Origin of the sequence: Streptomyces sp. DSM 15324, assembly GCF_001514285.1 — a bacterium.
GTDB lineage: Bacteria > Actinomycetota > Actinomycetes > Streptomycetales > Streptomycetaceae > Streptomyces.
In genome coordinates this window covers 240,863-261,301 of sequence record NZ_KQ949033.1, presented here as the reverse complement: position 1 = coordinate 261,301, position 20,439 = coordinate 240,863, and the positions used below count along the sequence as shown (strand labels likewise).

Below are 20,439 nucleotides of genomic sequence, written 5' to 3'. Positions count from 1 at the left end.
GAGGAGTGCTGATCACGCCCATGTCCCCCACCACCCCGCTCTCCGGACGTCCGGTCCGGGCCGCCGTCGTCGGGACCGGTGCCATCGGGCGCGGCTCCCATCTCTCCGCTCTCCGGCAGCTCGCCGCGGAGGGCGAGACCGAGGTGGTCGCGGCCGTTGACATCGATGCCGCGGCGGTCGAGGCGTTCTGCGCGGAGGGCGGGGTTCCGCACGCCTACACCGACCTCGGGCGGATGCTCGCCGAGCAGCGCCCCGATCTGGTGACCATCTGCACCCCGCCGACCCTGCACCGCGAGCAGAGCGTGGCCGCGCTGCGCGCCGGTGCCTGGGTGTGGTGCGAGAAGCCGCCGGTGCCGACCCTCGCCGACTACGACGCCGTCCAGGCCGAGGAAGGCGCGGAGCACGGGCCGTACGCCTCGATCGTCTTCCAGCACCGGTTCGGCTCCGGCACCCGGCATGTGAAGCGGCTGCTCGCCGACGGCGCCCTCGGGCGGCCGCTCGTGGCGCACTGCCAGACCACCTGGTACCGCGACACCGCGTACTACGCCGTGCCCTGGCGGGGCCGCTGGCAGACCGAGGGCGGCGGCCCCGCGATGGGACACGGGATCCACCAGATGGATCTCCTGCTCGACATCCTCGGGCCGTGGCGCGAGGTGCGCGCCATGGCCGGCCGGCTCGTCCACGACGTCGAGACCGAGGACGTGTCGACGGCCCTGCTCCGGTTCGACAACGGCGCGCTGGCGACGGTCGTCAACAGCGTCCTGAGCCCCGACGAGGTCAGCCGCATCCGCATCGACTGCGAGCGGGCCACCGTCGAGCTCACCCACCTCTACGGCCACTCCAACGCCGACTGGCGCATCACCCCGGCCCCCGGCGCGAGCGGCGACGAGGTGGCCGCCTGGCAGGACTTCGGCACGGACGTGCCCAGCTCGCACCTGGCGCAGCTGCGGGAACTGGTCGCCAGCATGCGCGCCGGGGAGCGGCCGCGCAGCAGCGGCGCCGACGGGCGGACCAGCCTGGAGCTGATCACCTCGCTGTACAAGTCCGCCTTCACGGACACCACGGTCCGGCGTGGGGAGATCGGCCCCGGCGACCCGTACTACACGGCCCTGCACGGCGGAGCCCCCGGCTGGGCGCCCCGCACGGCCGAGGCGGACGTGGAGGTGCCCGCATGAGCGGCGCCCTGCGCCTCGTCCACGCCCACGGCGACCGGATCACCGTGACCGACCCGGCGACCGGTGTCGAGCTGCTGGCCTACGTCTACCGTCCGGAGGCGGCCTGGGAGGCGCCCCGGCCGTACCTGCACCCGCTGCGCACCCTCGCCGGCGACGTCGTCACCGACTACCGCCCCAACGACCACCGCTGGCACAAGGGTCTGTCGCTGACCGCGTCGCACCTCTCCGGCGCGAACCTGTGGGGCGGCAACTCGTACGTCCACGGGGAGGGGTACGTCGCGATCCCCGAACGGGTGGGCTCGATGGCGCACGCCGGGTTCGACGAGGTCTCCGCCGGCGAGGGACGGGCCGTGATCGCCGAGCGGCTGACCTGGCACCCGCACAGCGGCGAGTTGTGGGCCGAGGAGAGCCGCCGCATCGAGATCCACGACGTGGACCCCGAGTCCGGCTCCTGGGCGCTGACCTGGACGAGCGCGATCACCAACCGGCGCGACGAGCCGCTGCGCTTCGGCAGCCCCACCACCGCGGGACGTGAGCTGGCCGGCTACACCGGCCTGTTCTGGCGCGGACCGCGCGCCTTCCGTGACGGCCGGATCATCGGCCCCGACGGCGAGGGCCCCGGTCTCATGGCCTCGCAGAGCCCCTGGCTCGCCCTCTCCGGCGAGCACGACGGCACCGACGGCCACGCCACGGTCGTCTTCGCGCACGCCCCCGAGAACGACCACGCGGGCGCGCACGGCGCCCACCCCGCGCACTGGTTCGTCCGCAACGAGCCGTTCGCGGGCATCGCCCCGTCCTGGTCCTTCTTCGACGAACTCGAACTCGCCCCGGGCGACACCCTCACCCGCCGCTACCGCGTGGTCGTGGCCGTCGGCGCCTGGGGGCGGGAGGAGATCGCCACGTACCTGGCCACCCACCCGTGGTGACCGCGTACGGCGGGCTGCCCGGCGGCGTCGCGCTCTCGCACCTATGCGTGTACGACTGGCCGGCCGCCGACGGCCTGCGCGGCGGCACTCCCCATCTGCACCTGGCCTGCTCGGAGGCGTACGTCGTCACGGGCGGCCGGGGCGCGGTCCAGACGCTGACCGCGTCCGGGTACGAGGTCACGCCCCTGGCGCCCGGTACCGTCGCCTGGTTCACCCCGGGCACCGTCCACCGGCTCATCGACGAGGGCGGGCTGCGCATCACGGTGCTGATGCAGAACGGCGGCCTCCCGGAGGCCGGCGACGCGGTCCTCACCCTGCCCCCGGAGTACCTGGCCGACCCGCGCGCGTACGCCGCCGCGACCACGATCCCGGCCGACGCCCCCGAGGAGGAGCAGGCCCGGATCGCCCGCGCCCGGCGCGACCTCGCCCTGGAGGGGTACCACGCGCTGCGGGAGGCCCCCGAGGGGCTGGCCGCCTTCCACCGGGCCGCCGCCGCGCTCGTACGGCCCCGGATCGACGCGTGGCGCGCCCGCTGGCGGCGCGGTGCGCTGGCGGCGGCCGAGGCGACGGGGGAGCAGCTCGACCGGCTGGCGCGGGGCGACGCGGGCCACCTCGCCGACGCCGTCGTACGGTCCGAACAGCCCTCCCAGCACGGGAGGTTCGGGATGTGCGGGCGGTTGGACGTGTACCCGCAGGGCTGACGCCACCGGCACCGCCCGCGCCCGGACGGGCGCCGCCGGGGCGCCTGCGCCGGTGTTCACCGCACCCGGGCCGCCGTCGGGCCGGACACCGACCACTCCGGTGCCTGCCACCCGGCGTGCGCCGCCCGCTTCCCCCGGAGCGAGGGGAACGTCACCGCGGGCAAGGACGAAGTGCGAGCGGGCGGACCGGCCGACGCGAGGGTTCCCGAGGTGCGAGCGGGCGGACCGGCCGAAGCGAGGGTTCCCGAGGTGCGAGCGGGCGGACCGGCCGAAGCGAGGATGCCCGATTCGGTGTGACGGCTCACCGGCGACGCAGGTGGTGGCGCTTGCGCCAGGCCATCACCGCGCCCGCCACCGTCGGCAGGGCGATCGAGGCCAGCGCGATCAGGAAGACCGGGGACGTCGGGGCCGAGGCCCGGGCGCCGGCGACGACGTACGCGGCCGTGTTCGGGATCGAGCCCAGCGCGGTCGCGACCAGGTACGGCGTCCAGCGCATCCGGGAGACGGCCGCCGCGTAGTTCACCCCCCAGAACGGCAGCCCCGGGAACAGCCGCGCCCCCAGCATCGACCGCATCCCGTGCCGGCTCAGCTGACCGTCCGCCGCCTTCAGCAGCCGGCCGCGCAGCAGGGGCCGCAGCGCGTCCTGCCCCAGCATCCGGCCGAGGCCGAACGCGAGCCCCGCGCCCAGCACGGTGCCCACCAGAGCCGCGCCGAGCCCGACGGCCGAACCGAACACCGCCCCCGCCGCCAGGTTCAGCAGCGGCCGCGGTACGAACGCCACCGTGCACAGCCCGTACGCCGCCGCGAACACCACGGCGGCCGTCACCCCGCCCACCTGGGGCGGCCAGCCGTCCGCGAGGAGTTTCTGGGGTTCGAACAGCAGCACGCTCGAACCGGCCAGCGCGAGCAGGGCGACGAGCAGCGCGAACCGGGACCAGGGCGACAGCAGCACTCTGCCGAGGCGCGCCAGGGGACGGGCGGGCGCGGGCGCGGTGGCGGTGACGAGGGGCACGGGAACCAGGAGCTCCGTGGCGGCGGCCCGGGGAGTGGCCGCGGCGGTGCCCCCAGAGCGGGTGGTGGCATCGAGCATCCCGCGACAGTAGCCGACGGACATGTGTGATCGCCGTATGGTGCCTCTCATGACCGTCACCGGCCCGGCCACCGACGACGTACCTCGCAGCGCCCTCGCCGACACCCTGCTGGAGCGCCTCACCGCCGTGTACGCGGGCGCGGCCGACCCCGTCCGGGCCGACGCCATGCGGGCCTACATGAAGGACGTGGCCCCCTTCCTGGGCCTGCCCACCCCCGAGCGCCGCGCCCTGTCCCGGACCGTCCTCGCGGGCACACCCCGGCCCACGGAGACCGACTGCACGGCCGTCGCGCTGCGCTGCTGGGCCCTGCCGGAGCGCGAGTACCACTACTTCGCCGTCGACTACCTGCGCCGGCACGCCGGACGCTGCTCGTCGCCCTTCCTCCCCGTCGTCCGCCGGCTGATCACCACGGCCTCCTGGTGGGACACGGTCGACCCGCTCGCCGCACACGTCGTCGGCGCCCTCGTCGCGGCCGACCCCCGGCTCACCGCCACCATGGACGACTGGATCGCCGACGACGACCTCTGGGTCGCCCGCACGGCCCTGCTGCACCAACTCCGCCGCAAGGACCGCACCGACGCCGAACGCCTCTTCGCCTACTGCCTGCGCCAGTCCGGCCACCCGGACTTCTTCATCCGCAAGGCGATCGGCTGGTGCCTGCGCGAGTACGCCAAGACCGACCCGGAGGCCGTCCGCGGCTTCCTCGCCCGCGAGCGCGGCCGCTTCGCCCCACTGACGGTGCGTGAGGCGCTCAGGAACATCGGCGCCGGGGGCTGACTCCCCGCCGCCCGAAAACCATTCGACGCCGAACGAACCATCGGAGAGGATCGGGACCATGTTCCGGTACGCCTTCGTCCTCGTCGCATCCGCCGTCGCGGATGCTCCGAAGGCTGCCGTCCCGCCGCACCCGGCCGCTGTCGACGGCACCCGAAGCTGACCCTCCCCGGATCGTCCGGCGGACCCCGCAGGGGGAGGGTCGGCCGGTTCCCCCCGGGGTCCCCTCTCCCCACGGAGATCTTCCACGCAGACGCTTCGAGGTACCGCCATGTCCAAGACCGTGTACGTACGCACCAAGCCGCATCTCAACATCGGCACCATGGGCCACGTCGACCACGGCAAGACCACCCTGACCGCCGCCATCACCAAGGTCCTCGCCGACCGCGGCACCGGCACCTTCGTGCCCTTCGACCGCATCGACCGCGCCCCCGAGGAGGCCGCCCGCGGCATCACCATCAACATCGCGCACGTCGAGTACGAGACCGACACCCGGCACTACGCGCACGTCGACATGCCGGGCCACGCCGACTACGTCAAGAACATGGTCACCGGCGCCGCACAGCTCGACGGGGCGATCCTCGTCGTCTCCGCGCTCGACGGGATCATGCCGCAGACCGCCGAACACGTGCTGCTCGCCCGGCAGGTGGGCGTCGACCACGTCGTCGTCGCGCTGACGATGGCCGACCGGGCCGACGACGAACTGGCCGAACTCGTCGAGCTGGAGGTCCGCGACCTGCTCACCGCGCACGGCTACGGCGGCGACGCCGTCCCCGTCGTACGGGTGTCGGGGCTGAAGGCCCTGGAGGGCGACCCGCGCTGGACGGCGTCGGTCGACGCGCTGCTCGACGCGGTGGACACGTACGTGCCGATGCCCGAGCGGTACCTGGACGCGCCGTTCCTGCTGTCCGTGGAGAACGTCCTCACCATCACCGGGCGGGGGACCGTCGTCACCGGTGCCGTCGAGCGCGGCACGGTACGCGTGGGCGACCGCGTCGACGTGGTCGGCGCCGGGCTGGAGTCCGTCGTCACCGGCCTGGAGACCTTCGGCAAGCCGATGCGGGAGGCCCAGGCCGGGGACAACGTGGCGCTGTTGCTGCGGGGCGTGCCACGGGACGCCGTACGGCGCGGACACGTGGTGGCGGCGCCGGGCAGCGTCGTGCCGCGACGGCGGTTCTCCGCGCAGGTGTACGTGCTCTCCGCCCGCGAGGGGGGCCGCACGACGGCGATCGCCACCGGCTACCGGCCGCAGTTCTACCTGCGCACGGCGGACGTCGTGGGGGACGTGGACCTGGGGGCGGCGGGGTTCGCGCGCCCGGGGGAGCGGGTCGACGTGACCGTCGAGCTGGGGCGCGAGATGCCGCTGGAGCCGGGGCTGGGGTTCGCGATCCGGGAGGGCGGGCGGACCGTGGGGGCGGGCACGGTGACGGCCGTGCTGTGAGCGGGGGCCGCCCCCCGAGCCCCTTGGGCGGCTCTGCCCACCAGGCACAATGAGCGGGTGGAGTCCCTACCCGTCAGCCGCGCCGTCGACCACGGCACCGCCAAGCTCATGCCCGACGTCGACCGGGAGCGGGCCTGGCTGCTGACGGTCGACGGGGCGCCGCAGTCGTACGTCGATCTCGACGAGCCGGAGCACCTCGAGTTCGAGTACGCGCGCCGCCTCGGGCATGTGCTCGACGTCGTGGCCGAGCCCGGTCAGCCGCTGGACGTGCTGCACCTCGGGGGCGGGGCGCTCACCCTGCCCCGGTACGTGGCCGCCACCCGGCCGGGCTCCCGGCAGGATGTCGTCGAGGCCGACCGGGCGCTGCTGGAGCTGGTCGTCGAGCACCTGCCGCTCCCGGCCGGCTCCGGCGTCGCGCTGCACCCGGCCGACGCCCGCGCCTGGCTGGAGGCGGCGCCCGGGGACTCCGCCGACGTCCTGGTGGCGGACGTGTTCGGCGGTTCCCGGGTCCCCGCGCACCTGACCTCCCTGGCCTACGCCCGGGAGGCCGGCCGGGTGCTGCGGGACGACGGCGTCTACCTCGCCAACCTCGCCGACGCGGCACCCTTCGGCTTCCTCCGCTCCCAACTGGCCACCTTCGCGGCCGTGTTCGAGGAACTCCTGCTCATCGCGGAACCGGCCGTGCTGCGCGGCCGCCGCTTCGGCAACGCGGTCCTCGTCGCCACGCACCACCCCCTCGACGTGACCGCCCTGGCCCGCCGCACCGCCGCGGACGCGTTCCCCGCCCGGGTGGAGCACGGCCCCGGGGTACGGCGGTTCATCGGCGACGCGCGTCCGGTGCGGGACGAGGACGCCGTACCGTCCCCCGAGCCACCGGACGGGGCGTTCGGCATCGGCTGACCGGGCCGGCCTCAGCGCGCCGGACTCCGCTCGCCCTCCGGCGCGCCGTCCACGGCCGCGCTCCCACCCGTCACCGGCCTCGCACCGCGTCGGGTCAGGTTCCGTACGTCCGGCACGCACAGGACCGCGGCCGTGACCACGACGACCAGGGCGGCGCAGCCCCACAGGGCGGCCGTCCGCCCGAAGGCGGCCTCGGCAGGCCCCGCGAGCGCCGTCGCGACCGGAACCATCGCCACCGAACCGAACCAGTCGTAGGCACAGACGCGGGAGAGCTTGTCCTCGGGGATCTCCTGGTGCAGCGAGGTCATCCAGGACACCCCGAACACCTCCACCGTCACCCCGGTGGTGAACATCACCGCGCACAGGGCGCCGATCGGCACCGGTACGGCGAGGGCCGCCGAGGGAAGGGCCAGGGGGAAGACGCAGAGGGTGCCGACCAGGAGGAGGCGGTGGGGTTTCCAGCGGGTCATCAGGAACGCGCCGACCACCGTGCCGGCGCCGAAGCAGCCCAGGGCCAGTCCCCAGGGGCCGGCCCCGCCCAGGTGGTCGCGGGCGACCAGGGGGCCGTAGACCGCGTCCGCCGCGGCCACGACGGCGTTCGCCAGGGAGAACTGCAGGACGATGCCCCACAGCCAGGGCCGGCTCCGGAACTCCTGCCAGCCCTCCCGCAGGTCGGCGACCATCCCGCCGCCCGCCTCGCGCGCGGGAAGGTCCCGTACGTCGAGGAGGGAGCGCAGGCAGCCCGCGAGCGCGAAGGCGGCCGCGTCCGCCGCGAGGACCCAGCCGGGGCCGATCACGGCGACCAGCGCGCCGCCGAGGGCGGCGCCGCCGAGGCCGGCACCCTGCATCGCCATCCGGAACACGGCGAACGCCCGCCCGGCCTGCTCGCCCCGGACGGAGGACAGCAGCATGCCCTCGGCCGCGGGCGAGAAGAACGCCTGGCCGGTGCCGCCCAGCGCGGTCAGCAGCATCATCTGCCAGAGCCGGGGCTCGCCGAGCAGCACCAGGGCCGCGAAGGCGCCCTGCGAGAGACAGTTCAGGGCGTTGGCGGCGACCATCACCCGGTGCCGGGGCACCCGGTCGGCCACCGCGCCGCCGATCAGCAGGAACAGCACCAGCGGCAGGGTGCGGGCGGCGGCCACCAGCCCCACGTCACCGCCGTCGCCGCCCGACTCCAGGACGGCGAACGCGGCGGCGACGAGCGCGCCGTGGCTGCCCAGGTTCGTCACGAACGCGGCAGCGGTCAGCAGGCTGTAATTGCGGCCCGCCCAGGCGGGTTTGCGCAGGCGGCGAGGAGTGTCGGCGGGTGGGGTCACCGGCCGACTATCCCCGCCCGGCCCCCGACGGGCCAAACGGATTAACGGCCCGTCCGATGCGTCCCCGGGTGTCCGGCCGTCGGTTCAGTTCGCCACGGGCTCCCCGTGCCAGCGCACGGTGCTCAGGATCTGCATGACCGTCGCCTTCGGGACCTCGTCCTTGACGCCCTTGGCGCCGAACCAGTTCCACGACACGTAGTCGCCCTTGGAGTTCTTGAAACCGAACGTGATCGCCTTGCCGTCGCTGTCGCACTTGCCCTTCTGGGGGGTGTTCGTCGACTGCGCCCAGGCGTAGCTGCCCTCGATGCCGGAGGCGGTGGTGAACGGCGTCGCCTTCTCGTCGAAGGTGAGGCTCTTCTTGTCCGGTTCGGTGTAGCCGCCGAAGACCCACCACGCCGGAGTGTTGACGGCGATCTCGTCGGTGTTCCTGGCGCCCTCGGCGCCCTTGGTGCCGACCATCGCCAGCGCCGTGTAGTCGGTCTTGCCGTCCTTGTCGCTGTCCGTGCCGCACCACTTGGACTTGTACTCGGCGACCCCCGACATCAGGATCGAGCCGTAGCCGCTGGGCTCCTTCTTGTCCTCCCACTCGAAGCCGCGGCCGACGCCCGGCTTCTCGACCTCCCAGTCGGCCGGCACGTCGAAGGCGAGGCCCCACTTGGGGTTCACCACGACCTTCCAGCCCGAGATCGTCGCCTTCTCCTCCTCGTTGTCACGAGGGTTGTCGTCGGTGCCGGTGCCGGTGCCCGTGCCGGTGGACGTGGCGGCGGACGCGGACGCCGAGGCGCTCTCGCTGCCCTTGGCCGCCTCGCCCTTGCCGTCGTCCTTGGCGCCCAGCACCAGGTAGCCGGTGACAGCGGCGGCCACGACCACGGCCGTGGCGGCGATGACGGCGACCAGCTTCGTGCGGTTTCCGCCGCCGCCACCGCCACCGCCGGGTGCGGGCTGAGGGCCGCCCACGGCCGTCGGGGCACCCCACTGCGGCTGCGGGCCATAGGGGTTGGGCTGCGGAGGGCCGGGCTGCCCCGGCTGCCCGGTCTGCCCCGGCTGCCCGGTCTGCTGATAGCCGGGCTGCTGGTACGGATTCGGCTGCTGGTATCCCGGCTGCTGGTACGGATTGTTCTGCGCCTGCGGGTTCTGCTCTCCCCCGGGCGGCTGGTTTCCTGGCCACATGGCCTGAAACCCTAGTGCCGACCCGGACGCGCCGTGGCCACCGCCCCTGGCCGGGACCCGGCGGGCCGACCCTGGCCAGGTGGGCTACTCGTGGGTAACATCGCGGCATGAGCGCTGACCAGATGTCCATCGGCGAGATGCTCGCCGCCACCGTGCCCATGGCCCGGACCCTCAACCTGGAGTTCGTGGAGACCGGCCGGGACCGGGCCGTGGTCGCCCTGCCGGACCAGGGCGACTTCCACAACCACGTGGGCGGCCCGCACGCCGGTGCGATGTTCACGCTCGGCGAGTCCGCCAGCGGCGCGATCGTGCTGGCCGCGTTCGGGGACCAGCTCTCGCGTGCGGTGCCGCTCGCCGTGCGCGCCGAGATCGCGTACCGGAAGCTCGCGATGGGGGCCGTCACCGCCACCGCGACCCTGGGCCGCCCGGCCGCCGAGGTCGTCGCCGAACTGGACGCGGGGGCGCGTCCCGAGTTCCCGGTGCGGATCGAGATCCGGCGCGCCGACGGCGCGGTCACCGGCGAGATGACTGTCGTGTGGACTCTGCGCCCCAACGGCTGAGCGGCGCGGGCGGGTGACCCGGGCCCGGGGTGCGGCCGTGTCCGGCTCGTGGCGTACGCCGCCGTCTTCCGGTCCTTCCTCGGCTTCCCGCGCCTCCTCGGCTTCCTTGCCGGTCGTGCCGGTCGTGCCGGTCGTGCCGGTCGTGCCGGTCGTGCCGGGCGTGCCCGCCCCGCCGCCCGGCTCCAGGGACGCCATGAACTCCTTCAGCCAGGCGGTGAACGCCGGTCCGAGGTCGGGACGGTCCCAGGCCGGTCGGACCACCGTGCGCAGATAGTCCGCCTTGTCGCCGTGTCGTAGCGGCGGCCGGAGAAGACGACACCGAGTCCGGACCCCTGCTCCCCGGTCCGCGGTGCGGCCCGCTCCGCCACGGGCCCGGTCGCGCCGGGGCCAACCGGTAGGCTTCCCGGCAGCAGGCGATGTTCGAGGAACGTCCGAGGGAATGTCGAAGGGGAGGCCCGCCCGTGCACGTGCAGGAGTGGCTCGACACGGTGCCCGCGGCGGCCGTATACGCCGTGGTCGGCCTGGTCATCGGGCTGGAGAGCCTCGGCATCCCGCTGCCCGGCGAGATCATCCTGGTCTCGGCCGCGCTGCTGTCCTCCCAGCACGGCGGGGTCAACCCGTTCGTCCTCGGGGCGGTCGCCTCCGCCGGTGCGGTGATCGGTGACTCCATCGGCTACGCCATCGGCCGCAAGGGCGGACGTCCGCTGCTGGCCTGGCTGGGCAGGAAGTTCCCGAAGCACTTCGGCGAGGGGCACATCGCCACGGCCGAGCGGTCCTTCGAGAAGTGGGGCATGTGGGCCGTGTTCTTCGGCCGCTTCATCGCCCTGCTGCGGATCTTCGCCGGGCCGCTCGCGGGCGTGCTGCACATGCCGTACTGGAAGTTCCTCATCGCCAACGTGCTGGGCGGGATCATCTGGGCGGGCGGGACCACCGCCGTCATCTACTACGTGGGCGTGGTCGCGGAGTCCTGGCTGAAGAGGTTCTCGTACCTGGGGCTGGTGGCGGCCGTGCTGATCGGGCTGACGTCGTTCCTCGTCATCAGGCGCAAGGCGAAGCGCGCTGCGCGGGAGGCCGAGTTGGAGGCCGTGGGGGCTGCGGAGTAGTCAGGGCGCGGGTTGGTGGGGCTGGTCGCGCCGGTCCCCGCGCCCCCCGGGCCGGCCGGCCTACCCGTGGATCTCGCTGTGTGCCTTGGCCAGGTCCGCGTAGAGGGTGCCGTTGAGCGTGACGCCCTGGCGCTCCTCCTCCGTCAGTTCCCGCTTGACCTTCGCCGGGACGCCCGCGACCAGGGAGCCCGGCGGTACCTCCATCCCCTGGGGGACCAGGGCCTGGGCCGCGACCAGGGAACCCGCGCCGATCACCGCGCCGTTCAGGACCGTCGCGCCCATGCCGATCAGGCAGTCGTCGCCGACGGTCGCGCCGTGGACGACCGCGTTGTGGCCGACGGACACCCGCTCACCGACCGTCACGGGGAAGCCGAGATCCGCGTGCAGGGTCACGTTGTCCTGGATGTTCGCGTCGCGGCGGACGGTGATCCGCTCGACGTCCCCGCGCACGACCGCGCCGTACCAGACGCTCGCCCCCGCCTCCAGCGTCACGTCCCCGATGACCGAGGCCATCGGCGCCACGAACGCCTCCGCGTCGACCTTCGGTTCCCTGCCGCCGATGCCCACGATCAGCGCCTTGTGCGTCGTCACCGTCTCACCGTCTCCTTTACGCCCTCACGGCCTCATGCCTCATGGCCTCATGTCTCATGGCCTGACGGCCTCATGGTCATGGATTCATGCCCGCGTGTCCGTCGTACCGTACGCCAGCCGGTGGGGCGAAGATCACAGGCCCGGGGCCGTATCCCGGCAGCGCGCGCTGAGTACGGTGAGCGGGTGCCGAAGCGCAAGAACACGTTCTCATCCTGGCGGGGCCGCCTCGTGCAGCGCGCCGTCCACGCGGGCTGGGCGTGGGTGCAGCGCAGCGGCTCCGTGACCGCCGAACGCCCCGGCCGGCTGCGCTTCGGCTCGATCGGCCCGGCGACCCGGCTCGCCTTCCCGCTGGGGACGGTCTTCGGCGAACCCTGGATCCACATCGGCTCGCACTGCATAGTCGGCGAGCAGGTCACGCTGACGGCCGGTCTGATGCCCGATCTCGATCTCGGGCCCGACCCGATCCTGCGCATCGGCGACGGTGTCGTCCTCGGCCGCGGCAGCCATGTCATCGCCGACACCACGGTCACCATCGGCAGCGACTGCTACTTCGGACCGTACGTCTACGTGACGTCCACCAACCACTCCTACGACGACCCGCACGAGCCCATCGGCAAGCAGTGGCCGCGCATGGAGCCGGTGCGGATCGGGACCGGCTGCTGGATCGGCACCGGCGCGGTGATCCTGCCGGGGGCGCAGATCGGGCGGAACGTCGTCGTCGCGGCGGGGGCCGTGGTGCGCGGGACCGTGCCCGACCACTCCGTCGTCGCGGGCGCGCCCGCCAAGGTCGTACGACGCTGGACTCCCGTCGAGGGCTGGCAGCCGCCGCTGCGGACGCCCGCGCCCGTCCCGATCCCGGACGGGGTCACCTCGGACCAGCTGGTCGCGCTGGCCGAACTGGACGAGGAGACCGTGGAGCGGCTCGCGCGGCTGGAGCCCGGGAGCTGACTCAGCCGGTCGCCAGCAGCAGCGTGCCGAGCAGGGCCAGCCCCGCGCCGGCCGCCTGGACCGGGCGCAGCCGCTCGCGCAGGAAGCCGCGGGCGGCGAGGGCCGTGACCACGGGGTAGAGCGAGGCGAGGACGGCGGCGACCGTGACCGGGCCGTGCTGGGCGGCGACCGCGTAGGTGCCGTTGGCGGCGACGTCGGCGAGCCCGACGAACCCGTACGCCGGCAGCGCGGAGAGCCGCAGTCCGCCCTCGGGGAGCGCGGGGGCGCCGCGCCGGACGGCGGCGTACAGGGCGACCCCGCCCGCCGCCACATTGGTCAGGCGTTGCACGAACAGGCCGAGGAACAGGCCGGTGGGGCTCGTCGACGCCTCGGTGATCAGCACGAACACCGTGCCGAAGCCGAGCGCCGCGACCAGGGTGAGCAGGACGGCCCGCCGCTGCACCGGCGCGCCGCGCAGCTGCGGGCCGCCCGCCAGGACCACACCCAGTACGGCGACCGCGATGCCCGAGACCTGGAGGAGGCCGGGGCGCTCGCCGAGGAACAGGCCGACCGAGACGGGGACGGCCACGCCCAGGGTGGCCAGGGGGGAGACCACGCCCATCGGGCCGAGGGCCAGGGCCTGGTAGAAGGAGAGCAGGGCCACCGGGCCCACCAGCCCGGCGGCGACCGCGAACCACAGCCGGGGGCCGGCCTCGCTCCAGCCGCCGGTGGCGAGCACGATCACGCCGAGGACGACGGTCGCGAGGGACTGGGACACCATGACGACCGTGAGCGCGGGGGCCCGGCGGGTCAGCAGCCCGCCGCCGAAGTCGGCCAGGCCCCACAGCAGGCTGGTGGCCAGGGCGAAGAGTGCGGTCACGGTGCCTCGCAGTACAGTTCGATGGACCATCGGGTACATCCACGGTAGTGCAATACAATGAACTTAGTCATCCAGAATATTGGACGGAATGTGGCGGATCTCGACCTGCTGACCCAGTCCCTGGCGCGCAACGTCAAGCACTGGCGCGCGGTGCGCGGCTTCACCCTGGACGTGCTCGCGGCCCGCGCGGGGGTCAGCCGGGGCATGCTCATCCAGATCGAGCAGGCCCGCACCAACCCGAGCATCGGGACGGTCGTCAAGATCGGGGACGCGCTCGGCGTCAGCGTCACCACCCTGCTCGACTACGCGCAGGGACCGCAGGTGCGGGTCGTCCCGGCCGACCAGGTCGTGCGGCTGTGGCACACCGAGGCCGGCAGCTACAGCAGACTCCTCGCCGGCGCCGAGGCGCCCGGCCCGCTGGAGATGTGGGAGTGGAAGCTGATGCCGGGCGAGAGCAGCTCCTCGGATCCGCACCCGGCGGGCACGTTCGAGATCATCCATGTCGTCGCGGGCGAGCTGACGCTCACCGTCGAGGGCGAGGACTACCGTGTCCCGGCCGGTGCGAGCGTCACCTTCGAGGCCAACGCCCCGCACAGCTACGGCAATTCGGGTGAGGTCCCGGCCGAGTGGGTGCTGGCCGTCTCGGTCCCGCCCGTGCGCTGAGACGCCGGCACCCGAGCCGGACGGATCTTGTTAGCGTGCGGGCATGCGCGCACCCATCGGAGACTTCGACGCCGCCACCCCTGCCCCCGACTGCCTCGACGAGCTGACCATCCCGGTCGCCGACGCCGTACGCCACTGGGGCGGCAGCGTGCCCGCCGGCCAGATCCTCTACGTCGACACCGACCCGGAGTGGGCCGACACGGCGGTCTTCGTCGAGCACTACGGCCGGGACCTGCTGGAGAAGTCCGCGAACTGCGTCGTCGTCGCCGGCAGGCGCGGCGGGGACACCACCCTCGCCGCGTGTGTCGTGCTGTCCACCACCCGCGTCGACGTCAACGGCGTGGTCCGCCGTCAGCTGGGCGCCCGCAAGGCGTCCTTCGCGGCGATGGACACGGCGGTGGGCGAGACCGGCATGGAGTACGGCGGGATCACCCCGATCGGTCTCCCCGCCGCCTGGCCGGTCCTGGTGGACTCGGCCGTGGTCGACCTGCCCTGGGTCCTGGTGGGCAGCGGACGCCGACGCGGCAAGCTCCTCGTCCCGGGCAAGGCGTTCGCCGAGTTGCCGGGCGCGGTGGTGCTGGACGGGCTCGGGGTCTGAGGGTCCGGGGCGCGGGGGTGCTGGGCCGACTCGGGGTCTGACCGTCCCGCGCGCGGTGGTGCCGGAGCGGATTCGGCTGTCTGGACCGTCCCGCGTGCGGTGGTGCGGTGGTGCGGGCGGGCTCGGGGGCCTGACTGTCCCGCGCGTGGGCCGGCGGTGTTCTCAGGCAGTCGTGTGGTGGGCGAGGGGCAGATGGGGATCGGTCTCGCCCGGCAGCGGGGCCGGGTCCGCGTGGACCAGGGCCGCAGTGAGCCGGGGGACGGCGTGCAGCAGCGCGTGCTCCGCGTGCACGGCGATCGCGTGCGCCCGGCGTACGGTCGCCTCGCCGTCCACGACGACCGCGACCTCGGCGCGCAGCCGGTGCCCGATCCAGCGCAGCCGCAACTCGCCCACCCCGCGCACCCCGTCGACCTCCAGCAGGGCCCGCTCGGCCCGGTCGACCAGTGCCGGGTCGACCGCGTCCAGCACCCGCCGGAACACTTCCCGCGCCGCGTCCCGCAGCACCAGCGCGATCGCCGCCGTGATCGCCAGCCCCACCACCGGGTCGGCGAGCTGCCAGCCCAGCGCCGAACCGCCCGCGCCGAGCAGCACGGCCAGTGAGGTGAAGCCGTCCGTGCGGGCGTGCAGCCCGTCCGCCACGAGCGCCGCCGAGCCGATCGAGCGGCCGACCCGGATGCGGTACCGGGCCACCCACTCGTTGCCCGCGAAACCGGCCAGCGCCGCCAGCGCGACCGCGCCGACGTGCTCGACCGGCCGGGGGTCCAGCAGCCGCTCGACCGCCGTCCACCCGGCGAAGGCCGCCGACGCGGCGATGGTCAGCACGATCGCGAGGCCCGCCAGGTCCTCCGCGCGCCCGTAGCCGTAGGTGAAGCGGCGGGTGGCCGCCCGCCGGCCCACCACGAACGCGATGCCCAGCGGTACGGCGGTCAGCGCGTCCGCCGCGTTGTGCACCGTGTCGCCGAGCAGGGCCACCGAGCCCGAGAGCACCACCACGACCGCCTGGACGGCCGCCGTGACGCCCAGCACCGCCAGCGAGACCCACAGCGCGCGCAGGCCCCGGGCCGAGGACTCCAGGGCCGCGTCGAGCTTGTCGGCGCTCTCGTGGGAGTGCGGGGTGAGGAGATGGGAGAGCCGGTGCCGCAGGGAGGACGCCGCGGAGGAGCGGTGGTGTGGATGCTCGTGCGCATGTCCGTGATGCTGTCCGTGGCCGTGGCCGTGGCCGTGGCCGTGGCCGTGGCCGTGCCCGTGACCGTGCCCGTCCTCGTGCCCATGCCCGTGCCCGTGGTCGTGCCGCTCGCTCACGTCGGTCCCTTCCGCTCGCGCCGGGGTGGACGCGCGTCCACCCCCGCCGCCATTATGTGCGTATGAGCGCACGCATGCACCTATCACCTGCGCACCATGCGCATCCGCGCACCCCCGGCGAGGAGCAGCTCGCGCTCGCCGCCGAGCTGCTGGCCCTGCTCGGCGACCGCACCCGGCTCACCCTGCTGCACGCGCTGACCTCGGGCGAGGCCGATGTGACCACGCTGACGGAGGTGTGCGGGGCCGCCCGGCCGGCCGTCAGCCAGCATCTGGCCCGACTGCGGCTGGCCGGGCTCGTGCACACCCGCAAGGAGGGCCGCCGGGTGGTCTACTCCCTCTCCGACGGCCATCTGCGCCGGCTGGTGGCCGAGGCCCTGAACGTGGCCGACCACCGGCTCGGGGACACCCCGGTGCACGACTGATCCGCGCCGGAGTGCCCGCCCGGTCAGTAGTGCTCGGCCGTCCCGAGGTACTGCTCGGCGAAGGCCGCGGCCGCCACCGGTGAGGTGAAGAGGCGGCGCAGCCGGGCGAAGGTCGTGCCCGCGCGGAAGGGATCCTTGGCGGCCGTCCCGTGGTACACCTCCGACAGCCACTGCGAGAACTCCTGGTAGTCCCACACCCGCCGCAGACACGCCTCCGAGTAGCCGTCCAGGCCCTCGCCGCCGCCGCCGTCGAGATACGCCACCAGCGCGTCGCCGAGCAGGAACGCGTCGTGCAGGGCGAGGTTCATGCCCTTCGCGGCGATCGGCGCGACCACATGGGCCGCGTCACCGGCCAGGAAGAGCCGCCCGTAGGTCATCGGCTCGACCACGTAGTCATGCAGGGCGAGCACCCGTTTCTCGGTCAGCGGGCCCTCGGTGAGCGCCTGCGCGCCGGCGCCGCCCGCGAGCCGGACGTGCAGCTCGGACCAGATCCGGTCGTCGGGCCAGTTCTCCGGGTCGTCGCCGGCCGGGCACTGGAGGTAGTAGCGGGTCATCTCGGGGCTGCGGGCCATGTGCCCGGCGAACCCGTTCTCGTGCACGCCGAACAGCACGCAGTCGGAGGACGGCGGCGCCTCGGCGAGCAGCGCCAGCCAGGCGACGCCGTAGTCGTGCCGCGCGGTCCGGGCGTGCCCCGGCGGCATCGCGGCTCTGCTGACCCCGCGCGCTCCGTCGGCGCCGACCACGAACTCGCAGGCGAGCATGCGTCGTTCACCGCTGTCCCCGCAGGTGTACGACACGGAGGGGTGCCCGCCGTCCAGGTCGCGCAACTCGACGTCGCGCACCGAGAACCGGGCGTCCCCGCCCCGTACGTCCACGTACTCCCGGACCAGGTCGGTCACCAGCAACGGCTGCGGGTACACCCAGTGATGACGACCGGTCAGATCACCGTAGGGGAAACGGTACCGCTCGCCGCCGAAGCGGAACTCGCAGGCGGTGTGGCGCTGGGCGCGCGCCAGCAGGAAGTCGGCCAGGCCCCGTCGCCGCAGTTCGTTGACGGCCCACTCCTCGATGACGCCGGCCCGGGGCCGCTGCTCGATGAACGCACGGCTCTCCGTCTCCAGGACGACGCAGTCGACGGACGCGGCCCGCAGGATGTTCCCGACCGTGAGGCCGGCGGGACCCGCGCCGACGATGACGACCCGAGTGCGCTGGAACGAGGGGGAGTTGGTGGTCACCCGGCCATTATCGACCGGGCCGCTGCCGGGACCTCCCGGGCGCAGCGGCGACCCGCGTTGCCCGTTGCAGCCGTGCGGGCGTCGGTGCTGCGGGCCGCCGCGCGACAGCGGTTGCAGGAAGGGGTGTGGCGTGGCACAGGTGCGGGCCGCCGCGGATCGCCTTCGGGGCCTACGAGCGCCCGGCGTGCCCGGGAAGCCCGGCGGACCCGGCCCCGCCCGGTCGGGGCGTCAGCCCAGGCGCGGAATCTCGATCGCGGGGCAGCGGTCCATCACCATCTCCAGACCCGCCGCGCGCGTCCGCTCGTACGCCGCCTCGTCGACGACGCCGAGCTGGAACCACACCGCCTTCGCGCCCTTGGCGGCCGCCTCGTCCGCGACGGCACCGGCGAGGTCGCTGTTGACGAACACGTCCACGACGTCCACCTCGAAGGGGATGTCCGCGAGGGAGGCGTAGCCCTGCTCGCCGTGCACCGTCTCCGCCTTGGGATGGACCGGCACGACCCGCTTGCCGTAACGCTTCAGCACCTCCGCGACGCCGTACGCCGCGCGCCGCTGGTTCGTCGACAGCCCCACCACCGCCCAGGTGTCACCGAGCCCGGTGAGAATCTTCCGGATCGTCGCCTCGTCGCCGTACACCGTCGGCCTCCCGTGGGGTCGCGCACCATACCTGTCCGTCAGTCCAACGCGCCACGCGTACCCCTGATTCCGGCTCCCTGCCTGCGAACCCCCGACCGTCCCCCTAGGCTCGCCTCGTGCTGCGCATCATCGACGCCCGAACCGGCGAAGCCGTCGTCGCCGCCCCCGTCCGCCGTGGTCTGACCCGCGTACAGGCGCATGCCTCCCGGTACGGCGCGGGATCGCTGCGGGTCCTGCTCGTCGCCGACGTGCTGGTGCGGGCGCTGGAACTCGGCGGGACGCCCGTGTGGGCCCTGTTCACCGGTGGGAGCGAGGAGGCCGAGCTGCGGTCCGGCGCCGCCGCGCTCGGCATGCATCCCTTCGAGGACGGCCAGGGCCTGGGCGCCGGGGTGGGGGAGGCGCAGATCCTGCACGTGGTGGCGGAGGGCGGCCCGGAGCCCGACGGCGTGCGGATCGCCGTGGCCGGGGTCGAGGGCGCGGTCCCGGACGATCCCGCCGCGCTGCGCCTCGCCCTGCTGTCCCGGCCCCGCACCGACCCCGTCCGGCTGGATGCGGCTGTGCTGGGCGAGGCCGGCGGGACCCTCGTACGCTGGCGGAGAGCCGTCGCCGACTGGGCGAGGCAGCCTTCGCGGCCCGTCCCGGACGAGGTGCGCGGACGGCTCCGTACCGCCTGGGAGGACGACCTGGACGTACCGGAGGTGCTGGCGGTGCTGCGGTGGGTGGAGGACGCCGGGCCGGAGCTGCCGTACGGCGCCCGTTTCGAGACGTTCGCCTACGCCGACCGCCTCCTCGGCCTCGATCTCACCCGCGATCTGGGAGCCCCCTCATGAGCGCACAGGACGGAGCACCGCGCAGGCTGGTGGTGCTGCGGCACGCCAAGTCGGACTGGCCGGACGGCGTCCCCGACCACGAGCGGCCCCTCGCGGCCCGCGGCCGCCGCGACGCCCCCGCCGCGGGCCGCGCCCTCGCCGGGGCCGGCTGCGTGCCCGACCTCGCGCTGGTCTCCACCGCCGTACGCGCGCGCCAGACCTGGCAGCTCGCCTCCGCGGAGCTGGACGCCCCGCCCCCGGTCCGCCACGACCCGCGCCTGTACGCGGCCGACGTGCCGGAGCTGCTGGACGTGGTTCGGGAGACCCCCGCGGGGATCGGGACGCTGCTGCTCGTCGCCCACAACCCGGGGCTGGAGGAGCTGGTCCTGGAGCTCGCCGGGGACGACGTCGACCACGCGCTGGACGAGGTACGGCTGAAGTTCCCCACCTCGGCGATCGCCGTGCTGGCCTGGCACGGAGCCGACTGGCGAGCCCTGCGCCCCGGCACCGCCCTGCTGACCTCGATGCTCGTGCCCCGGGGGTGGAAGAAGGCCGGCTGAGCGCGGGCCCGGCCGGCGCATAGGGTGGCCGGATGCAGGACGAGTACCGCACGGTGGCCCGGGAGGGCGTGCACGAGACCGAGGTCAACCGCTCGCGCTTCCTGTGCGCCCTCGCCCCCGCGGCGACCGAGCAGGAGGCCCAGGCGTTCATCGCGTCCGTGCGCAAGGAGCACGCCGACGCCACCCACAACTGCTGGGCCTACGTGATCGGCGCGGATGCCGCCGTCCAGAAGGCCAGTGACGACGGTGAACCGGGCGGCACCGCGGGGGTCCCGATGCTCCAGATGCTGCTGCGTCGGGACATGCGGTACGTCGTCGCCGTCGTCACCCGCTACTACGGCGGCGTCAAGCTTGGTGCCGGCGGACTGATCCGCGCCTACGGCGGCGCGGTGGGCGAGGCCCTCGACACGCTCGGCACTCTCACCCGCCGCCGTTTCCGCCTCGCCACCGTCACCGTCGACCACCAGCGCGCCGGCAAGGTCCAGAACGATCTGCGGGCCACCGGCCGCGCGGTCCGGGACGTCCGCTACGGCGAGGCGGTCACCCTCGAGATCGGCCTCCCGGACGCCGACGTGGACGCCTTCCGCGCCTGGCTCGCGGACGCCACGGCCGGGACGGCACTGCTGGAGCTGGGCGGCGAGGCGTACGGGGACGCCTGA

Annotated in this window: 23 protein-coding genes; 15 read left to right on the top strand and 8 right to left on the bottom strand. The window is 74.2% G+C overall.

The genetic code is table 11. From position 1 onward, the window contains the following. Positions 1 to 20 precede the first annotated feature (20 nt). From AQJ58_RS31005 to AQJ58_RS30995, 3 genes are read left to right on the top strand one after another with little or no spacing between them, the layout of a single operon-like run. Positions 21 to 1,175, top strand: a complete 1,155-nt coding sequence (locus AQJ58_RS31005) for a Gfo/Idh/MocA family protein (protein WP_079079356.1) — start codon at positions 21 to 23, stop codon at positions 1,173 to 1,175. After that, positions 1,172 to 2,101, top strand: a complete 930-nt coding sequence (locus AQJ58_RS31000; RefSeq protein WP_067256126.1) for a DUF6807 domain-containing protein — start codon at positions 1,172 to 1,174, stop codon at positions 2,099 to 2,101. The genes AQJ58_RS31005 and AQJ58_RS31000 overlap by 4 nt, the downstream gene beginning before the upstream one ends. Continuing rightward, complete coding sequence (locus AQJ58_RS30995) at positions 2,095 to 2,802, top strand: cupin domain-containing protein (RefSeq protein ID WP_067256124.1); 708 nt, start codon at positions 2,095 to 2,097, stop codon at positions 2,800 to 2,802. Before AQJ58_RS31000 ends, AQJ58_RS30995 begins: the two co-directional genes overlap by 7 nt. A 301-nt stretch (positions 2,803 to 3,103) precedes the next feature. Here the strand turns inward: AQJ58_RS30995 and AQJ58_RS30990 are convergent, their stop codons facing one another. After that, positions 3,104 to 3,892 carry a TVP38/TMEM64 family protein gene (locus AQJ58_RS30990; protein WP_067256304.1) on the bottom strand — a complete coding sequence of 263 codons (789 nt, stop codon included), beginning with the start codon at positions 3,890 to 3,892 and terminating at the stop codon, positions 3,104 to 3,106. 49 nt (positions 3,893 to 3,941) lie between these two features. On the opposite strand from AQJ58_RS30990, the gene AQJ58_RS30985 reads away from it, so the two are divergent. The 3 genes from AQJ58_RS30985 (at position 3,942) to AQJ58_RS30975 (ending at position 7,008) form a co-directional block, all read left to right on the top strand. Then, positions 3,942 to 4,670, top strand: a complete 729-nt coding sequence (locus tag AQJ58_RS30985; protein ID WP_067256303.1) for a DNA alkylation repair protein — start codon at positions 3,942 to 3,944, stop codon at positions 4,668 to 4,670. Between the two features lie 268 nt (positions 4,671 to 4,938). Next, positions 4,939 to 6,108, top strand: coding sequence for an elongation factor Tu (gene tuf / locus AQJ58_RS30980; protein WP_067256122.1), 1,170 nt, complete (start codon positions 4,939 to 4,941; stop codon positions 6,106 to 6,108). Between the two features lie 108 nt (positions 6,109 to 6,216). Continuing rightward, positions 6,217 to 7,008: a spermidine synthase gene (locus AQJ58_RS30975; RefSeq protein ID WP_067256301.1), complete on the top strand. Its 792-nt coding sequence runs from the start codon at positions 6,217 to 6,219 to the stop codon at positions 7,006 to 7,008. A gap of 11 nt (positions 7,009 to 7,019) precedes the next feature. Here the strand turns inward: AQJ58_RS30975 and AQJ58_RS30970 are convergent, their stop codons facing one another. Then, a complete protein-coding gene (locus tag AQJ58_RS30970; RefSeq protein ID WP_067256120.1) occupies positions 7,020 to 8,324 on the bottom strand; it encodes an MFS transporter in 1,305 nt (434 codons plus the stop codon). 84 nt (positions 8,325 to 8,408) lie between these two features. After that, entirely contained in the window at positions 8,409 to 9,494 is a 1,086-nt protein-coding gene (locus AQJ58_RS30965; protein ID WP_067256118.1) for a DUF8017 domain-containing protein, read from the bottom strand. 122 nt (positions 9,495 to 9,616) lie between these two features. Here AQJ58_RS30965 and AQJ58_RS30960 point away from each other — a divergent pair, with 122 nt between their 5' ends. Both AQJ58_RS30960 and AQJ58_RS30955 read left to right on the top strand, forming a co-directional pair. Next, the gene (locus AQJ58_RS30960; protein WP_067256117.1) at positions 9,617 to 10,054 is read left to right on the top strand and encodes a DUF4442 domain-containing protein; all 438 of its coding nucleotides are present in this window, start codon (positions 9,617 to 9,619) and stop codon (positions 10,052 to 10,054) included. Positions 10,055 to 10,515: 461 nt separating this feature from the next. Continuing rightward, the gene (locus AQJ58_RS30955; protein WP_067256115.1) at positions 10,516 to 11,157 is read left to right on the top strand and encodes a DedA family protein; all 642 of its coding nucleotides are present in this window, start codon (positions 10,516 to 10,518) and stop codon (positions 11,155 to 11,157) included. Positions 11,158 to 11,217: 60 nt separating this feature from the next. Here the strand turns inward: AQJ58_RS30955 and AQJ58_RS30950 are convergent, their stop codons facing one another. Continuing rightward, positions 11,218 to 11,748, bottom strand: a complete 531-nt coding sequence (locus tag AQJ58_RS30950) for a gamma carbonic anhydrase family protein (protein WP_067256113.1) — start codon at positions 11,746 to 11,748, stop codon at positions 11,218 to 11,220. A 183-nt stretch (positions 11,749 to 11,931) separates the two neighbouring features. On the opposite strand from AQJ58_RS30950, the gene AQJ58_RS30945 reads away from it, so the two are divergent. Further along, positions 11,932 to 12,696, top strand: a complete 765-nt coding sequence (locus AQJ58_RS30945; RefSeq protein ID WP_067256111.1) for an acyltransferase — start codon at positions 11,932 to 11,934, stop codon at positions 12,694 to 12,696. Between the two features lies 1 nt (position 12,697). Here AQJ58_RS30945 and AQJ58_RS30940 read toward each other — a convergent pair whose 3' ends face one another. After that, positions 12,698 to 13,555: an EamA family transporter gene (locus AQJ58_RS30940; RefSeq protein ID WP_067256109.1), complete on the bottom strand. Its 858-nt coding sequence runs from the start codon at positions 13,553 to 13,555 to the stop codon at positions 12,698 to 12,700. Positions 13,556 to 13,612: 57 nt separating this feature from the next. Here AQJ58_RS30940 and AQJ58_RS30935 point away from each other — a divergent pair, with 57 nt between their 5' ends. Then, entirely contained in the window at positions 13,613 to 14,218 is a 606-nt protein-coding gene (locus AQJ58_RS30935; protein WP_079079340.1) for a helix-turn-helix domain-containing protein, read from the top strand. A 43-nt stretch (positions 14,219 to 14,261) separates the two neighbouring features. Next, positions 14,262 to 14,816, top strand: a complete 555-nt coding sequence (locus AQJ58_RS30930; RefSeq protein ID WP_067256106.1) for a YbaK/EbsC family protein — start codon at positions 14,262 to 14,264, stop codon at positions 14,814 to 14,816. A 162-nt stretch (positions 14,817 to 14,978) separates the two neighbouring features. On the opposite strand, the gene AQJ58_RS30925 is transcribed toward AQJ58_RS30930, so the two are convergent. After that, positions 14,979 to 16,118 (bottom strand): cation diffusion facilitator family transporter, encoded by a 1,140-nt coding sequence (locus AQJ58_RS30925; RefSeq protein ID WP_067256104.1) that lies wholly within the window; start codon positions 16,116 to 16,118, stop codon positions 14,979 to 14,981. 62 nt (positions 16,119 to 16,180) lie between these two features. Between AQJ58_RS30925 and AQJ58_RS30920 the strand changes: the two genes are divergently transcribed. Further along, positions 16,181 to 16,540, top strand: a complete 360-nt coding sequence (locus AQJ58_RS30920; protein ID WP_067256102.1) for an ArsR/SmtB family transcription factor — start codon at positions 16,181 to 16,183, stop codon at positions 16,538 to 16,540. 23 nt (positions 16,541 to 16,563) lie between these two features. Here AQJ58_RS30920 and AQJ58_RS30915 read toward each other — a convergent pair whose 3' ends face one another. Next, positions 16,564 to 17,775 carry a 4-hydroxybenzoate 3-monooxygenase gene (locus AQJ58_RS30915; protein WP_067256100.1) on the bottom strand — a complete coding sequence of 404 codons (1,212 nt, stop codon included), beginning with the start codon at positions 17,773 to 17,775 and terminating at the stop codon, positions 16,564 to 16,566. A 228-nt stretch (positions 17,776 to 18,003) separates the two neighbouring features. Then, entirely contained in the window at positions 18,004 to 18,411 is a 408-nt protein-coding gene (locus AQJ58_RS30910; RefSeq protein WP_067256098.1) for a CoA-binding protein, read from the bottom strand. A gap of 116 nt (positions 18,412 to 18,527) precedes the next feature. On the opposite strand from AQJ58_RS30910, the gene AQJ58_RS30905 reads away from it, so the two are divergent. Genes AQJ58_RS30905 through AQJ58_RS30895 form a run of 3 tightly spaced genes read left to right on the top strand, consistent with a single transcriptional unit; the run spans position 18,528 to position 20,439 of the window. Then, positions 18,528 to 19,241, top strand: a complete 714-nt coding sequence (locus AQJ58_RS30905) for a hypothetical protein (RefSeq protein ID WP_067256096.1) — start codon at positions 18,528 to 18,530, stop codon at positions 19,239 to 19,241. Then, positions 19,238 to 19,780 carry a SixA phosphatase family protein gene (locus AQJ58_RS30900; RefSeq protein ID WP_067256094.1) on the top strand — a complete coding sequence of 181 codons (543 nt, stop codon included), beginning with the start codon at positions 19,238 to 19,240 and terminating at the stop codon, positions 19,778 to 19,780. The genes AQJ58_RS30905 and AQJ58_RS30900 overlap by 4 nt, the downstream gene beginning before the upstream one ends. Before the next feature lie 32 nt (positions 19,781 to 19,812). Then, positions 19,813 to 20,439, top strand: coding sequence for a YigZ family protein (locus AQJ58_RS30895; RefSeq protein WP_067256092.1), 627 nt, complete (start codon positions 19,813 to 19,815; stop codon positions 20,437 to 20,439).

Bases quoted from the DNA above. Each gene is read 5' to 3' on its own strand.
- AQJ58_RS31005 (WP_079079356.1), top strand. From the start codon at position 21: ATGTCCCCCACCACCCCGCTCTCCGGACGTCCGGTCCGGGCCGCCGTC.
- AQJ58_RS31000 (WP_067256126.1), top strand. From the start codon at position 1,172: ATGAGCGGCGCCCTGCGCCTCGTCCACGCCCACGGCGACCGGATCACC.
- AQJ58_RS30990 (WP_067256304.1), bottom strand. From the start codon at position 3,892: ATGCTCGATGCCACCACCCGCTCTGGGGGCACCGCCGCGGCCACTCCC.
- AQJ58_RS30985 (WP_067256303.1), top strand. From the start codon at position 3,942: ATGACCGTCACCGGCCCGGCCACCGACGACGTACCTCGCAGCGCCCTC.
- tuf (WP_067256122.1), top strand. From the start codon at position 4,939: ATGTCCAAGACCGTGTACGTACGCACCAAGCCGCATCTCAACATCGGC.
- AQJ58_RS30975 (WP_067256301.1), top strand. From the start codon at position 6,217: ATGCCCGACGTCGACCGGGAGCGGGCCTGGCTGCTGACGGTCGACGGG.
- AQJ58_RS30965 (WP_067256118.1), bottom strand. From the start codon at position 9,494: ATGTGGCCAGGAAACCAGCCGCCCGGGGGAGAGCAGAACCCGCAGGCG.
- AQJ58_RS30960 (WP_067256117.1), top strand. From the start codon at position 9,617: ATGTCCATCGGCGAGATGCTCGCCGCCACCGTGCCCATGGCCCGGACC.
- AQJ58_RS30935 (WP_079079340.1), top strand. From the start codon at position 13,613: ATGAACTTAGTCATCCAGAATATTGGACGGAATGTGGCGGATCTCGAC.
- AQJ58_RS30930 (WP_067256106.1), top strand. From the start codon at position 14,262: ATGCGCGCACCCATCGGAGACTTCGACGCCGCCACCCCTGCCCCCGAC.
- AQJ58_RS30920 (WP_067256102.1), top strand. From the start codon at position 16,181: ATGAGCGCACGCATGCACCTATCACCTGCGCACCATGCGCATCCGCGC.
- AQJ58_RS30900 (WP_067256094.1), top strand. From the start codon at position 19,238: ATGAGCGCACAGGACGGAGCACCGCGCAGGCTGGTGGTGCTGCGGCAC.
- AQJ58_RS30895 (WP_067256092.1), top strand. From the start codon at position 19,813: ATGCAGGACGAGTACCGCACGGTGGCCCGGGAGGGCGTGCACGAGACC.